This window comes from Ereboglobus luteus, assembly GCF_003096195.1.
GTDB classification, from domain to species: Bacteria; Verrucomicrobiota; Verrucomicrobiia; order Opitutales; family Opitutaceae; genus Ereboglobus; species Ereboglobus luteus.
Genome location: NZ_CP023004.1, coordinates 2,848,708 through 2,862,995, shown reverse-complemented (window position 1 = coordinate 2,862,995; position 14,288 = coordinate 2,848,708). Strand labels below are relative to the sequence as shown.

At 61.7% G+C, this 14,288-nt stretch carries 10 protein-coding genes; 5 read left to right on the top strand and 5 right to left on the bottom strand.

Going from position 1 to position 14,288, the window contains the following annotated elements; genetic code table 11:
* Positions 1-10: 10 nt before the first annotated feature.
* From CKA38_RS10435 to CKA38_RS10420, 4 genes are all read right to left on the bottom strand, one after another.
* Complete coding sequence (locus tag CKA38_RS10435) at positions 11-1,561, bottom strand: calcineurin-like phosphoesterase C-terminal domain-containing protein (protein WP_161554850.1); 1,551 nt, start codon at positions 1,559-1,561, stop codon at positions 11-13.
* Between the two features lie 32 nt (positions 1,562-1,593).
* The gene (locus CKA38_RS10430) at positions 1,594-3,150 is read right to left on the bottom strand and encodes a calcineurin-like phosphoesterase C-terminal domain-containing protein (RefSeq protein WP_108825418.1); all 1,557 of its coding nucleotides are present in this window, start codon (positions 3,148-3,150) and stop codon (positions 1,594-1,596) included.
* 154 nt (positions 3,151-3,304) lie between these two features.
* Positions 3,305-4,375: a glycerol-3-phosphate dehydrogenase gene (locus CKA38_RS10425; RefSeq protein WP_108825417.1), complete on the bottom strand. Its 1,071-nt coding sequence runs from the start codon at positions 4,373-4,375 to the stop codon at positions 3,305-3,307.
* Between the two features lie 185 nt (positions 4,376-4,560).
* Complete coding sequence (locus CKA38_RS10420) at positions 4,561-5,481, bottom strand: endonuclease/exonuclease/phosphatase family protein (RefSeq protein ID WP_108825416.1); 921 nt, start codon at positions 5,479-5,481, stop codon at positions 4,561-4,563.
* Between the two features lie 275 nt (positions 5,482-5,756).
* On the opposite strand from CKA38_RS10420, the gene CKA38_RS10415 reads away from it, so the two are divergent.
* The 5 genes from CKA38_RS10415 (at position 5,757) to aspS (ending at position 12,389) form a co-directional block, all read left to right on the top strand.
* Positions 5,757-6,521, top strand: coding sequence for a DeoR/GlpR family DNA-binding transcription regulator (locus CKA38_RS10415; RefSeq protein ID WP_152032798.1), 765 nt, complete (start codon positions 5,757-5,759; stop codon positions 6,519-6,521).
* A gap of 41 nt (positions 6,522-6,562) precedes the next feature.
* Complete coding sequence (locus tag CKA38_RS10410; protein ID WP_108825414.1) at positions 6,563-6,964, top strand: hypothetical protein; 402 nt, start codon at positions 6,563-6,565, stop codon at positions 6,962-6,964.
* A gap of 100 nt (positions 6,965-7,064) precedes the next feature.
* Positions 7,065-8,486 (top strand): isochorismate synthase, encoded by a 1,422-nt coding sequence (locus CKA38_RS10405; RefSeq protein ID WP_108825413.1) that lies wholly within the window; start codon positions 7,065-7,067, stop codon positions 8,484-8,486.
* A gap of 159 nt (positions 8,487-8,645) precedes the next feature.
* Positions 8,646-10,394, top strand: coding sequence for a 2-succinyl-5-enolpyruvyl-6-hydroxy-3-cyclohexene-1-carboxylic-acid synthase (menD, locus tag CKA38_RS10400; RefSeq protein WP_108825412.1), 1,749 nt, complete (start codon positions 8,646-8,648; stop codon positions 10,392-10,394).
* Between the two features lie 201 nt (positions 10,395-10,595).
* Positions 10,596-12,389, top strand: a complete 1,794-nt coding sequence (gene aspS, locus CKA38_RS10395; protein WP_108825411.1) for an aspartate--tRNA ligase — start codon at positions 10,596-10,598, stop codon at positions 12,387-12,389.
* A gap of 174 nt (positions 12,390-12,563) precedes the next feature.
* Here aspS and CKA38_RS10390 read toward each other — a convergent pair whose 3' ends face one another.
* Complete coding sequence (locus tag CKA38_RS10390; RefSeq protein ID WP_108825410.1) at positions 12,564-14,279, bottom strand: ribulokinase; 1,716 nt, start codon at positions 14,277-14,279, stop codon at positions 12,564-12,566.
* Positions 14,280-14,288 lie beyond the last annotated feature (9 nt).

The following is a 14,288-nucleotide window of genomic DNA, read 5'->3' as shown; positions in this document are numbered from 1 at the left end:
TGAGGCTTGATTAAATAGGGAAAGCGGGGCGCGCGTCAACGCGGCGGCTCGGCGAGGGAGTGGTCGGTGGTGTATTCGTCAAGCGTGTAGGTTTTTCCGAAACGATCGGTCGCGCGGATTTCGACGCGGGCGTCGGGGTCTTTCTTGGTGTGCAGGTAGAGGTGCTGGTTCGTGCCGGGGGAACATGCCCGTAGCCCGGTCTTTGATTGTTGAGCACGCCCGCATGGTAGCCGGCCGCATAGGCGTCAACCATGCGGGGAAGTTTTTTCAGCGCGCCGGCCTTGACGCCGTTTTCATAGGCGACGATTTTCCACTTGGAGTCGGCGTTCCAGACATCGACGACGACATCGTTCGCGGTTTTGCCGTAGGAAAACTTGCCGCCGGGACCGCCAAAGCTCGCGTCGCCGCGATACATCCGCATCTGGTAATCACGCCCGCGTCCGTTGGCCTTGTAGAACCAGTCGGCGACTTTGTTTCCGTTGAAGTTGAAGACGCCGTAGCCGTTGGGCGTGCCGTCGGTGTTGAGCGTGGATCGCCACCACGCGCCGCACGCGGTGCCGGTGACGTGCTCGTAGGCGGCGATCGGTTTTTTGATAATAGTATTCCTGTGGTTGTGCGAATGGCCGGCCATGAGGTGAACCTCGGCGTAACCCTCGAAGAGCTTCATAAGATTCTCGCGGTTTTGCGCGTTGCCGTGGCCGAGCGGGGCGTGATAGGCGAGGACAATAATTTTGTCCTTGGGGACGAAACTCAGGTCCTGGCGCAACCACTCGACCTGCTCGTCGGTGAAGCCGCTTTTGTAGTTTTTGCTGCCGTTGTAGAGGATGTCGTCCATGCCGATGATGTGAACGTCGCCGCGGTTGAGGGAGAAATTGAGCGGACCGAAAACCGACTCGAAACCCGCGCCGGCCTTGTGGTCGTCGCCCTTGACGGACGCGTCGTGATCGTGATTTCCGATGACGGCAAAGAACGGGATGCCGGCCAGCGCGGTGGCGTCGCGCATGGGGCGGTGCAAGTCCATCGCGTCGCCGCAAACATCGCCGAGGAGGATTGCGTAGCAGGGCGAGACTGAGGCGCGGGCGAATGCGCGGAGGTCGCCGATGGTTTCCTTTTTGTAGCGCACGATCTGCTCGTCCCTTTTCGTTTGCGGATCGCCGATGCAGACAAGCGTGAACTTCCGCTCGGGCGCGGAAAGGCGCGCGAGGTCGAAGTTGTGGCGTTGCAGCCCGGCGTGTTTGTCGAGCTTCGCGTAAAACGCAGCCGAGCCGCCCTTGTCGCCGGGCTTGGCGAGCGTGTTGACAACATAAGCGGCCGGCGTGGAGTAATACACCATGCGCGCCTTCGGGTTGCGTTTCATTTGATAAACGCCCTTCGCGTCGGTGGCGACGCACTGGAAACCGTCGCTCACAACAACACCGGCGACGGGCGCGCCGACGTCGTCAAGAATCGTGCCGTAAAGGTCGATGCCGGCGACGGGCGTGATATCGGGATGCGCAACTTTCGCGAAGGCCGTGCCAGCGGCCAGAACGAGAAAGGCGGCGATGCGCGTGAATGTGTGCATTGTGCGTTGCATATTCATCGGGAGGGCGCGTCTCAGTGCAACGGGGGCGCGGCTTCGGAAACGTCGGTGGTGAGCTCGCTCTCGACGTAGGTTTTCCCGAAGCGATCCGTGGCGTGGATTTCGACGCGGGCGTTTGGATCCTTCTTGGTGTGGATGTAGAGGTGCCGGTTTGTGCCCTTGCCGTCGCCGCCGGCGCCATAGCTTTTGAGCGAGCGCTGGACCACGCCCACATGGTAACCGGCCGAGTAGGCGTCGATCACGCGCGGGAGTTTTTTCAACGGACCGACCTCGACGCCGTTTTCATAGGCGACGATTTTCCATTCGGGATCGGCGTTCCAGACATCGACGACGATGTCGTTCGCGGTTTTGCCGTAGGAGAATTTGCCGCCGGGGCCGCCGTATTTCATGTCGCCGGGATAGAGCCGCATCTGGAAGCCGACCGGGTGGCCGACGGCCTTGAAATACCAGTCGGCGACTTTGTTTCCGTTAAAGGTGAAGACGCCGAAGCCGTTCGGGGCGCCGTCAACATTGAGCGTGGAGCGCCACCACGCGCCGCATGCGGTGGCGAGGATGTGCTCGTAGGCCGCGATCGGTTTCTTGATGATGTAGTTCTCGTGATAGTGCGTGTGGCCGGCCAGGATGTGAACCTCCGCGTAACCCTCGAAGAGTTTCATCAATTTCTCGCGGTTTTGCGCGCCGCTTTCGCGCAGCGGGGCGTGGTAGGCGAGGACGATGATTTTGTCCTTCGGCACAAAGCTCAGGCTCTGGCGCAACCACTCGATCTGCTCGTCGGTGATGCCGGTTTTGTAGCTGAGCCTCCCGTTGTAAATGATGTCGTCCATGCCGATGATGTGCACACCGCCGCGATTGAAGGAAAAATTGACCGGGCCAAAAATCGCCTCGAACCCCGCGCTGGCCTTGTGGTCGTCGCCCTTGACGGACTCGTCGTGGTCGTGGTTTCCGATGACGGCGAAGTAGGGGATTTCCGCGAGGTCGGCGATTTCGCGCATGGGCTGGTGATAGTGCATGGTGTCGAAGCCGATGTCGCCGAGAAGAATCGCGTAGCAGGGCAGGCGCGAGGCCCTGGCGAATTCGCGGATGTCGGCAACGGTCTCATTTTTGAAACGGCCGAGGTCGGAAAAGTAGCGCACCTGAGGATCGCCGACGCCGATGAGCGTGAACTCCGTCTCGGGCGCGGGCAGCCGCGTGAGGTCGAAGTTGTAGCGTTTTTCGGCGCCGAGTTTTGCGTATAACTGTCCCAGACCACCCTTGCCGGGTTTGCCGGTGGTGTTGATGACGTATTCCGCCGGCGTGGAGTAATACACCACGCGCGCCCTCGGGTTGCGCTTCATCTGGTAAACGCCCTTCGCGTCGGTGGCGACACACTGGAAGCCGTCGCTCACAACAACACCGGCAACGGGCGCGCCGACGTCGTCAAGAATCGTGCCGTAAAGGTCGATGCCCGCGGCGGGCGTGATGTCGGGATGCGTGACTTTAGCGAAGGCCGTGCCAACGGCCAGAACGAGAAATGCGGCGGCGATGCGCGCGAGGAAGCGCGCGTGTGAAAGTTTCGGGTGATGTGTGTGCATGTCGGTTTTTGGGTTTGGTAAGATTTTCGTTTCTTGCAGGGGCGCGCCTTGCGCGCGCCCTCGTGTGTGAATGACTGTTTGCGCGCGTGTTCGGCGCGCGCATCCGCAAAGCGTGCGGGCGCGAGGGCGCACGCAAGGTGCGCCCTCACATGCCTCAGCGCTTCTCGGCGACAAACGCCTCCCACGGAATATTCGCGGGTTTGTTATCAATGAGCACCTCGCCGAGGTGGGCGATGAGCGGGTATTCGGCGAGGTCAACCTTGCCTTGCGCGGCCCAGGCGCGGAGCGCCTTCACGATGCGCACGACGATGACGTTGCCCTCAAGCGTGATGCCTTCGAGCTCCTTCAACGCGGCGTCGAGCGGCAGGCCGCGGCCGAGCAGCTTGCCGAGCAGGCGATTGCGTCCGCCGAAGACGGTGACATACAAATCGCCGATGCCGACGGCGAGCGCCTCGTCGTTGCTGGAGCCGAGGAGACGCATGAGTTTTTGCATTTCGAGCATGGACTGCCCGAACGCGCCGGCTTGCGAATTGTAGTGCGGGATGCTGTCGATGCCGTAAACGCGCTCGCAGGCGCCGACCGTGATGCACACGCCGTAGGCGTAGGCGTTCTTGAGGGCGACGGCGGTCTCGACGCCCATGACGTCGGTCGAAACGGCGATGTGATAATACGGGCGCTGCATCAGGCCCTTCATCCAGCGAAGCGTCTCGAGATCCTCGCCGCAGAACGTCACCACGGTCTGGTCCTGCGCCACGAGTTCGTAGCTGGTGCAGGGGCCGCCGATGGCGTTGAGGCGCAGTTTGCGCGGCGCGGCGCGGCGCGCCCAATACTCGGGATACGAAATGAGCTGGCCGGTGCCGTCGTCGATGAGCCCCTTCGTGACCGAGACGACGGGCAGCGTTTCGGGAATGCGCGGGAGCATGTATTCGGCAAACCACTCGACGCCGAAGCTGCTGATGCCGCAGATGAGCAGGTCCGCGCCGTCCATCGCCTTGTCGAGTTCCTCGATCTTGTAATATTCCACGCCCGCCGGGAAATCCTTCACGAACTTCGGATGGCGTCCGGTCTTGCGGCAGGCGTCGATGATTTCGCCATCAAGCGGCGAACCGACGAGGCGGACGGTGTGGCCGTTTTCCCTCGCGGGGAAGACAAGCGCGGAACCCATCATGCCGGAGCCAACGATGGTGATTATGGTTTGTTTTGCGGGAGTTTCGCTAGTGCTCATATTATTGTGTGTGGTGTGGTGAATGTTGGTTGGGAGAAATGGGTTTGGCTTTCATCGTAGGGGCGCACCTTGCGTGCGCCCTGGTTCACGAAAGACTGTTGCGTGCGCATCCAAAACACGGGCGGACGCGAGGGCGCACGCTAGGTGCGCCCCTACGGCACTGAAATTGGTCGCTTTGGTGAATTTCATTTTTTGTCTTTTTCGTAAACGAGTTCGGCGGAGACGAAATAGTGGTCGCTGGGATAGCGGCGGACACCGTCGATGTTGCGATTGTCCTTGATGATTTCGGCGGCGGTCGGGCGAAGGCGGTCGTTGCAAAACACAAAGTCAACTTTGCCGCCGGGTTTGCCGCGGCTGTGGCCTTCGAACGCGTGGAAGGTGTAGCCGGGGTCCGAGGGGCCGTGAATCGTCGCATAGGTTTCGATGAAGCCCGCGGCCTTGAGGATTTTGACGGGCCGGGTCCCGGCGTCGCAATTCAAGTCGCCGGTGATGATTTGCGGGATGCCGGGAGGATGTTTTTTCATCTGCTCGACGAGCGCGCCGGCCTGCTTTTCACGTCCGGCGGGATATTTGTAATCGAAGTGTGTGTTCCAGACAATCAGTTCGCGCCCGGTCAGGCGATCCTTGAGGCGCACGCAGGTGAAGCTGCTCGCGGTGGCGGATTCCTCGAACTTGGAGCGGTAAACATCCGGCGTCGGCGACAGGAACGCGCCGTCGCCCGCGATTTTCTCAAAGCGTTTTTTCGAATAGAAAACCATGTTGGCCTTTCGCCCGTCGGTGTTTCTTTCAACAAAACCAAACGCCTCGTAACCGGGAAGCCGCTCCTTGAGATAATCGTATTGCGGATTGTTGAATTCCTGGAAGCAGATGATGTCGGCGTCCTGGGCGAGGAGCACGTCGCGGGCGAGTTCCTTGCGCGCATCCCAACCGTTGCCGCCGGGGATGTCGGCCTTGACGGGATGGCGCACGTTTGCGGAAACGACACGGACGGCGTCGGGAGACTGGCGTTTGCGTTGCGGGATATCGGAGGCGGGGTTTGCGGCGCAAACGAGATTCGCGGCAAGCGCGAGGGAGAGGATGGGGAGAAGAATTCGCGTGGATTTCATGCGGTGTGTTTCCTTTGGGCGAATTGAGTGTTGGATTTTTGGGACAATGAGGCTCCGACCATGACCAATAACCGCGGAAATGAGGCAGCCACCGGGGTCGTTGCAAAGTGTGCTTTATTTTTCTGTTCCCAAAGTGAGCGCTCAAGCAATTTCAGCCCGATTTGCCCCGTAAAAAACTTTATTTTCAAACAATATGAGCGTTTGCGCGCATTTTCGTTTGTTTTTTGATCGTTTTTTCAAGTATCAAAACAAAACATTTTTATCAATCCCGAGCCATGAACAAACGCCGCGAAGAAGCCATTTTGAAACAACTCGAAGCCTGCGATTTCCTGACGACCGAACAGGCGATGAAACTGGTCGGCGGAAGCGCGGCCACCATCCGTCGCGCGTTCATCAGGCTCGCCGAAACCAACCTCGCTCGGCGTGTGCACGGCGGACTCCGGCGCCTGCCGGTGGGCGGCGACGGCTCGCTGCCCTTCGTCATGCGCGAGCGCTGGTTCGAGGACGAAAAGGCGCGCCTGGCCGCGCGCGCGATCGAGTTTTTTCCAAAGGGCGGCGTCGCGTTCATCCACGGCGGCTCGACCACGCTCAAGCTCACGCAGCACATTCGCAGCGGAACCATCATCACCGACTCGATCAACGTCTGCGGTTCGTTCATGCAACGATTTTCGTCCGGCGGCGGCCCCGAGATCCTCCTGCCCGGCGGAACGCTCGACCTACGCGGCGACGCGCTCTACGGCCCGCGCACCGAGGCGGCGCTGCGCGAATACCGCGCCGACGTGGTGTTCTTCTCCGCGCGCGGCATGGACGAGGAAGGCCTGCTCGACACCTCCGACACGCTCGTCGCCACGGTCCGCCTGATGATGCGCAACGCCTCCCTGCGCGTCATGCTCGCCGACCACAGCAAGTTCCGCAAATTCGGCCTCACGCAAATGGCGCCCTGGGAAAACGTGGACGTGCTCGTGACCAGCGACCACCCCGAAAACCGCCCCTGGTTCGAGACAATAAAAAACCACGGCGTGAAAATAGTGTTCGCGTGACGATTTGAACACTCGCGTTTGAGAATCAAAACTAAACAATAATGTGGGTTCGAAAAACAGAAGAAGATAAAAAATGTGATGAGCAGAAAGCTGCAGCCCGCCGAAAAAAGGTGATTGAGCAGCCTGTTCTGTGGGCTTTCATCGTAGCGATATTGTTTGCGACGCTTTATGTGTTTGGCGGGCTTAGGGGCGCATTGCATCCCCCCGTGGGACCGATGTCGCTTGAGGAGGCCAAGACACAGATTCCCCTGCAATTTATTATTAATTTTTTAATATTCTTTCCCCTTTTTGCGTTCATAACAAGAAAGGGTGCATCGGAAAATGATAGCGCGATGATTTGCCCAGACTGCAAACACGCGCAGCATCCCGGAAAAGAAAGATGCGACCGATGTGGTGGGGCGCTTGAGCCGTTGAAAAACTGGCGTTGGAAAGATGATGAATAGAACCGCCCTCCCCAAAAGGCGCGCCAACGGAGCGTCTTGAGAATAACGTCCAAAATATATTGAAAAAATCCCGCTAAAAAACGAACCACCGCGCCACCTCATGACGATTCTGCCCATCGACCCGACCGCCAACGCCAATCCCGTCGCACTGCTCGACTTTCTCGAACAATGCCGCGCAATGGCCGTCGCGATCAACCGCCCGCGCCTGGTCAGCATCACGCTCGAAGTCCCCGCGCTCGATCCGCTCGCCGTGCTCGAATTGATCTTCGAGCCGAACGAGCGTCATTTCTACGTCGAACGCCCCGCGGAAAATTGCGCGCTCGCCGGGGCCGAGGCCGTTCTCGAATTCAGCGCCCGCGGCGGGCAACGCTTCGCCGACTGCCAGCGATTCATCGACTCCACGCTCGCCGACGCCATCGCCGTCGGCGACCAGACGGCGCCTTTTGCCGGTCCGCATTTTTTCACGGCGTATTCATTTTTCAACGACACCGAACCCGGCGAACCCTTTGAATCCGCCGGCATATTTGTCCCCCGCTGGCAAGTCGCCCTGGCAAACGGACGCACGACCGCCGTGGCGAATTTTATCGTCACACCCGACTCCGACATTACCGCCCTCACCAAAAAAGTCTGGCACGCGCACCAGAAAGTGGCGGAGGCCGCCAGCCCGGGCATGGGAAAAAGCACCCTGCCCCGCGGGCTGGCAACCCGCGCCACCGCAACCGCCGGCTACCGCGCCGCTGTTTCACGCGCGCTCGAGCTCATCGCGGCGGGCGAGTTTCACAAAATCGTCCTCGCGCGCGCAATCGACTTCGCCGCGCCCGACGCCGTGCCGCTCCACCCGCTGCGCATCCTCAACGGCCTGCGACAGCGCTTCGCCGACTGTTACAGCTTCTCGCTCGCAAACGGACGCGGCCAGAGCTTCATCGGCGCGAGCCCCGAGCGGCTCCTGCGCGTGCGCGACCGCCGGCTCCTCACCGAGGCGCTCGCCGGTTCCGCGCCGCGCGGCGCGTCGGCAAGCGAGGACGCCGCGCTCGGCGCCACCCTGCTTCACAACGAAAAGGACGTCCGTGAGCAACGCCATGTGCTCGACTCGATCCGCCGACGCCTCGAGCCGCTCGGCCTGAAACTCACCCACCCCGCGCAACCCGGTCTGCGCAAACTCGCCAACGTCCAGCATCTGCACACGCCCGTCGAGGCGCCACTGCCCGACGGCGTGCGCCTGCTCGATGCGCTCGCCCGCCTGCATCCCACGCCCGCCGTCGGAGGCACGCCGCGCGAGGCGGCCGTCGCGCGCATCCGCGAACTCGAAGGTTTCCCTCGCGGCCTTTACGCCGGCGCCATTGGCTGGATCGACGCGCACGGCAATGGCGAGTTCTTTGTCGGACTGCGCTCCGCCCTCATCGACGGCCCGAACGCGCGCCTCTACGCCGGCGCCGGCATAGTCGCCGGCTCCTCGCCGGAAAAGGAATTCGAGGAAACGGAAATCAAATTCCGCGCCATCCGCGACGCATTGCTGGGATGAGTTGATTTGCCGCCAAGAACACCGGAGACCCGGAGTTTCAAAATTGGAATAACTTCCCTTCCGGGTTTTCTCCGCGCCCTCCGTGTCTCAGTGGTGAATAAAAACACCGCTTGTTATTCGCATTGATTCGCGCGGCTTTGCGGTTTCCAAATAGCGACCATGCCCGGCTTCAACGAACTCGATTTTCGAAACACCAACTCGCTTTGGTGCGGCGTGCTTGCCGAAACCCTGCACCGCTGCGGCGTGCAACAAGCCGTCGTCTCGCCCGGTTCGCGCTCCACGCCGCTCGTCTTCGCCCTCGCCAGGCACTCGCGGATCGAAACCCATCCCGTCCTCGACGAACGCTCCGCCGCGTTTTTCGCGCTCGGCATCGCAAAATCCTCCATGCGTCCCGTCGCGCTCGTCTGCACCTCCGGCACGGCGGCGGCCAACTTTTTCCCCGCAATCATCGAGGCGCAAGAAAGCGGCGCGCCGCTCGTTGTCATCACCGCTGACCGTCCGCCGGAGATGCGAGAGTGCTCGTCCGGCCAGACAATCGACCAGCAAAAACTCTACGGCTCGCATGTGAACTGGTATCACGAGCTCGCCGTGCCCGAGCCCGCGATCGAGCGCCTGCGCTACCTGCGCCAGACCATCGCCTTCGCGGTGGCACGATCGACGCAGCCCGAGCGCGGCCCCGTGCATCTCAACGCGCCCTTCCGCGATCCGCTGCCGCCGGTCGAGGACAAAAACGGCATCGTGGACCGCGAGCGCATCGAGGCCGAATTTTTCCACGACAACTGGCGGCATTTCGACGCCGGCGCGCAATGCTCGGACAATACCGTCTTCGCGCCCATTCGCGATTTGAGCCGCGAAAAACGCGGCCTCATCATCGCCGGCCCCGGCGGCGTGCAAAACGCATCCGAGATCGCGGCCTCGACGGGCTGGCCCGTGCTGGCGGACGCCCTTTCGCACGAGCGGCATCTCGAGACGAGCCCAAGCGTCATCCGCGTTTCGGCCTACGACGCGATATTGCGCAACGAGGCCGCCGCCGCGTCGCTCGCGCCCTCGTTCGTCCTGTGCGCGGGCGGCTGGCCGACGAGCAAAATCCTGCGCGCCTGGATCGAAAATACACAGCCCGCCGTGCTGATGGTCGCGCCGACCTTTCACAACCGCGACGCGCTGCACTGCCGGACCACCTGGGTGCGCGGCAACCACATCGCCCCCTTCAGGGATCCGCCAAAAAGCGCGTCCGACGATTATCGCGACGCTTGGGCGCGCGCCGAAAAATCCGCACGCGCAACGCTCGACACCGCGCTCGACACCGTCGCCGACACCGACCTGTTCGAGCCGCGCGCCACGTCGCTGCTCGCGAAACATCTCCCGAAGCAAACAAACATCTTCATAGCCAACTCCATGCCCGTGCGCGACGCCGAATACTTCTGGCCCGCAAACGACCGCTGCCATTTCATCCACCACAACCGCGGCGCAAACGGCATCGACGGCACGCTCTCGACCGCGCTCGGCGTCGCGCACGGCACAGGCAACCCGGCGGTGCTGCTCACCGGCGACCTCTCGCTCCTGCACGACACCAACGGCTTTCTGCTCGCAAACGCATCGCGCACACGCGGCAGCCTCACCATCGTGCTCGTCAACAACAACGGCGGCGGAATTTTTGAGCACCTGCCCGTCGCGCAATTCGACCCGCCGTTCGAGGAATATTTCGCCACGCCGCAAAACATCGACTTCGCCAAACTCTGCGCCACCTACGGCGTCGAGCACACACGCATCGAAAGTTGGACGCAGTTCACAAAACTCATCTCGACGCTCCCCGAGCGCGGCGTGCGCGTGCTCGAAATCCCCACCGATCGCAAACGCGACACCGCCCGCCGCAAAGCGCTGCTCGCGCAAGCCGCCGCGGCGGTTTGAACCCGGGAACGCGGGCATCTTGCCCGCAGGTTTGGAAGTTTGTGTGGCGCGTCGCGCCATCTTGCGGGCAGGATGCCCGCGCTCCCGGGCGCAAGCGTAGTTCGTTAAAATTTTGAGATACGCAAAACGCATCCCCCGCCTGCAATTTCTGTTTGCACGTCGCGAGGGCGTCCAATTTGCTGTGCGGTTTCCATTTTTCCCATGAAGAGCACACATCACTGCGCACAGCTCACCAAGGCCGACATCGGCCAGACCGTCACACTCGCCGGCTGGGTTGACACCATCCGCGACCAGGGCGGCATCGTTTTTGTCGACTTGCGCGACCGCAAGGGCGTCACGCAAATCAAGCTCGAAGCCAGTTCGAATCCCGCGCTCGCCAAGGACATCGCGCACCTCAAGCCCGAGTCCGTCATCGCCATCAGCGGCCAGGTCGCGCAACGCCCCGAGGGCACCGTCAACGCCGCGCTTCCCACCGGCGAGGTCGAGGTCGAGGCCGCCGCGCTCAGCATCTTCAACATCTCCGAAACACCGCCCTTCCCCCTCGACGACGCCGGCGGCGACAAGGTCAACGAGGACATGCGCCTCACCTACCGCTACCTCGACCTGCGACGCCCGAAAATGCGCAACAACCTCCGCGTCCGCCACAAGACGGCAAAGGCGATCCGCGATTATTTTGACGCGGAGGAATTCATCGAGGTCGAGACGCCCGCGCTCTTCAAATCCACGCCCGAGGGCGCGCGCGAATACCTAGTGCCCTCGCGCATCTGGCCGGGCCAGTTCTACGCGCTCTCTCAATCGCCGCAGCAATTCAAACAAATCCTCATGGTCGCCGGCGTTGAGCGTTATTTCCAAATCGCCCGTTGCTTCCGCGACGAGGACCTGCGCGCCGACCGCCAGATGGAGTTCACGCAAGTGGACGTCGAGGCGTCGTTCATCGACCGCGAGGACGTGTATCGCCTCTTCGAGGGCATGTTGAAAAAAGTCTGGAAGGACGTGCTCGACTACGACGTGCAGACGCCCTTCCTGCGCATGCCGTTTGTCGACGCCATGAACCGCTTCGGCGTGGACAAGCCCGACATGCGCTTCGCGCTCGAGCTCGTCGATTTTTCGGACACATTCAAAAACTCCTCCTTCAAGGTTTTCCAAGCCACCGTCGCCAACGGCGGCAGCGTGAAGGCGATCAACGCCAAGGGTCTCGCGGACATCACGCAAGGCGAGCTCAAGTCGCTCGAGGACACCGCCAAATTGCTCGGCGCAAAGGGCCTCGCCTTCATCAAGGTCGAGGGCGGCGAATGGAAATCGCCCATCGTCAAATTCTTCACCAACGACGAAAAGGCCGAGCTCACCAAGCGCCTCGCCATCGAGGACGGCGACATTGTTTTCTTCGCCGCCGCCGAATGGGAGCGCGCCTGCGCGATCCTCGGACGCATCCGCCTCGACGCCGCGCAACTGCTCGTAAAACGCGGCAAGCTCACCATCCGCCACGACGACTGGAAATTCCTCTGGGTCGTCGATTTCCCGCTGATGACCTACGACGAGGAGCAAAAGCGCTACGTCGCCACGCACCATCCCTTCACCGCGCCCGTGCCGGAGGATATCCAATATTTGGATACAGACCCGAAACGCGTGCGCGGCCAGCACTACGACCTCGTGTTGAACGGCATGGAACTCGGCGGCGGCTCGATCCGCATACACCAGCCCGCGTTGCAGAAAAAAGTTTTCGAGGAGGTTCTTCAAATCCCGCGGGACGTGGTCGAAAGCCGTTTCGGCTACATGCTCAAGGCGTTCACCTACGGCGCGCCCCCGCACGGCGGCATCGCCTTCGGCCTCGACCGCCTCTGCGCGCTGCTCTGCGGAACGACGAGCATTCGCGACGTGATCGCCTTCCCGAAAACGCAAAAAGGCCAGTGCCTCATGACGCAAAGCCCGTCACCCGTCACGGCGAAGCAGCTCAAGGATTTGCACATCCAAACCGTGATGCCGGTGGAGGAGTAAGACCAGCGCCCCACCCTTTTATGATTTACTCAGGGCGTCGCTTGCGACGCCCTTTTTTTAACCACGGAGGACACGGAGAGACACGGAGTAAGAGGCGCTGAACATCCTGGGCTTAATCTGGATTTCTGGCTCTCTGGCTTTCTGGTCTTCTCTCCGTGTCCTCCGTGGTTAATTTTAGTTTTGAGATTCCTTGATGGTCAGCAGGTCCTTCATGACGTTTGTCAGGTCGGCGGATTTGTTTATGCCGCCGAAGGCGTCGTGGAGCTGGCGGTAGAGCGCGTAGAGTTTGTCGTAGGTTTTGCGGTTGGCCGCGATGGGTTTGTAGTGGCGCGGCTTCACGGCAGTCATCGCGCGTTGCGCGGCGGGGAAATCGCGATGCGCGCCGGCGAGCACGGCCGCGCCCACCGCGGCGCCGAGCGCGCAGGCCTGGCTCGACGCGGTGACGTGCATGGTGCAGCCAGTCACGTCGGCGAAGATTTGCATGAGCATCGGGTCTTTTTCCGCGATGCCGCCGGCGCACACGACGCGCTTGATCGGCACGCCGTATTCACGAAAGCGCTCGATGATGGCGCGCGCGCCAAAGGCGGTGGCCTCGATGAGCGCGCGGTAGATTTCGGCGCGCGTGGTGTGAAGCGTCTGGCCGAGGAGCAGGCCGGTGAGGCGCTGATCGACGAGGATGTTGCGATTGCCATTGTTCCAGTCGAGCGCGAGCAGGCCGGACTGGCCGGGTTTTTGTTTCACGACCTCGGCGGCGAGTTCGCGGTGCGTTTTGCCTTCGCCCTGGCAAACAACCTCAACCCACCATTTGAAAATGTCACCGACGGCGGACTGGCCGGCCTCGATGCCATAGTAGCCGGGCAAAATCGCGCCGCGCACGATGCCGCAAATGCCGGGAATGTCGGGCACGTTTTTCGAGGCGGAAACGACACCGCAATCGCAGGCCGAGGTGCCGATGACCTTGACGAGCGTGCCCTCGCGCACGCCGGAGCCGATCGCGCCGTAGTGCACGTCCATTTCACCGATCGCGATGGGGATGCCGGCGGTGAGTCCGCCGAGGCGCTTGGCCCATTCGGGGCAGAGCGCGCCGGCGGGCGTAGTGGCGTCGTGCGCCTTTTCGTAAAGGCGGTCGCGCAACGCGGCGAGTTTCGGGTCGAGGAGTTTTAGGAATTCCTTGTCGGGCAGGCCGCCCCAGTCGTCGGCGTAAAGCGCCTTGTGTCCCGCGCAACAGACGCCGCGCACGACGGCGGAAGAATCTTTCACGCCCGCGAGCACGGACGGAATCCAGTCGGCGAGCTCGACCCACGAGTGAGCGGCGGCGAAGATTTTCGGAGAGGTGTTGAGGCAGTGCCAAATTTTCGACCAGAACCACTCCGACGAATAGGTGTTGCCGCATTTGGCGATGTATTGCGGTCGGTGCTTCGCGGCGAGCCCGGTGATACGCGCGGCCTCGCGCCATGCGGTGTGGTCCTTCCATAGCCAGCAATGCGCGGCGAGGTTTTTTGCGTAACGTTTGTGGAGCGCGAGCGGGACGTTGTTTTTGTCAACGGGGATCGGGCTCGAACCGGTTGTGTCAACGCCGATGCCGACGATGCGCGACACATTGAAGCCGGGTTGCTTTTTCGCGATGGCGAGCGCGCCGCGCACACTTTTTTCAAGGCCGAGAAGATGATCGGCTGGGTTTTGGCGGGCGAGGTTGTGGTCGCGTTTGTCGAGAAGGATGCCCTGCGCGCCGCTCGGGTAGTTGAAGACGGCGGAGCCGAACTCGGCGCCGTCGGAGCAGCGCGCGATGATCGCGCGCACGGAGTTGGTGCCGTAATCGATGCCGATGGTGAAGGCGGCTTGCGCTGCGTTTTTAGTTTTGGAGGCAAGCGAGGGGCGTGTTGGTTTCATAAGAAAAAG

What these genes read in the sequence shown, in the direction of transcription:
- CKA38_RS10435 (WP_161554850.1), bottom strand. Translation starts at nt 1,561, where the DNA reads ATGCACACATTCACGCGCATCGCCGCCTTTCTCGTTCTGGCCGCTGGC.
- CKA38_RS10425 (WP_108825417.1), bottom strand. Translation starts at nt 4,375, where the DNA reads ATGAGCACTAGCGAAACTCCCGCAAAACAAACCATAATCACCATCGTT.
- CKA38_RS10405 (WP_108825413.1), top strand. Translation starts at nt 7,065, where the DNA reads ATGACGATTCTGCCCATCGACCCGACCGCCAACGCCAATCCCGTCGCA.
- aspS (WP_108825411.1), top strand. Translation starts at nt 10,596, where the DNA reads ATGAAGAGCACACATCACTGCGCACAGCTCACCAAGGCCGACATCGGC.
- CKA38_RS10390 (WP_108825410.1), bottom strand. Translation starts at nt 14,279, where the DNA reads ATGAAACCAACACGCCCCTCGCTTGCCTCCAAAACTAAAAACGCAGCG.
- CKA38_RS10420 (WP_108825416.1), bottom strand. Translation starts at nt 5,481, where the DNA reads ATGAAATCCACGCGAATTCTTCTCCCCATCCTCTCCCTCGCGCTTGCC.
- CKA38_RS10410 (WP_108825414.1), top strand. Translation starts at nt 6,563, where the DNA reads ATGTGGGTTCGAAAAACAGAAGAAGATAAAAAATGTGATGAGCAGAAA.
- menD (WP_108825412.1), top strand. Translation starts at nt 8,646, where the DNA reads ATGCCCGGCTTCAACGAACTCGATTTTCGAAACACCAACTCGCTTTGG.
- CKA38_RS10415 (WP_152032798.1), top strand. Translation starts at nt 5,757, where the DNA reads ATGAACAAACGCCGCGAAGAAGCCATTTTGAAACAACTCGAAGCCTGC.
- CKA38_RS10430 (WP_108825418.1), bottom strand. Translation starts at nt 3,150, where the DNA reads ATGCACACACATCACCCGAAACTTTCACACGCGCGCTTCCTCGCGCGC.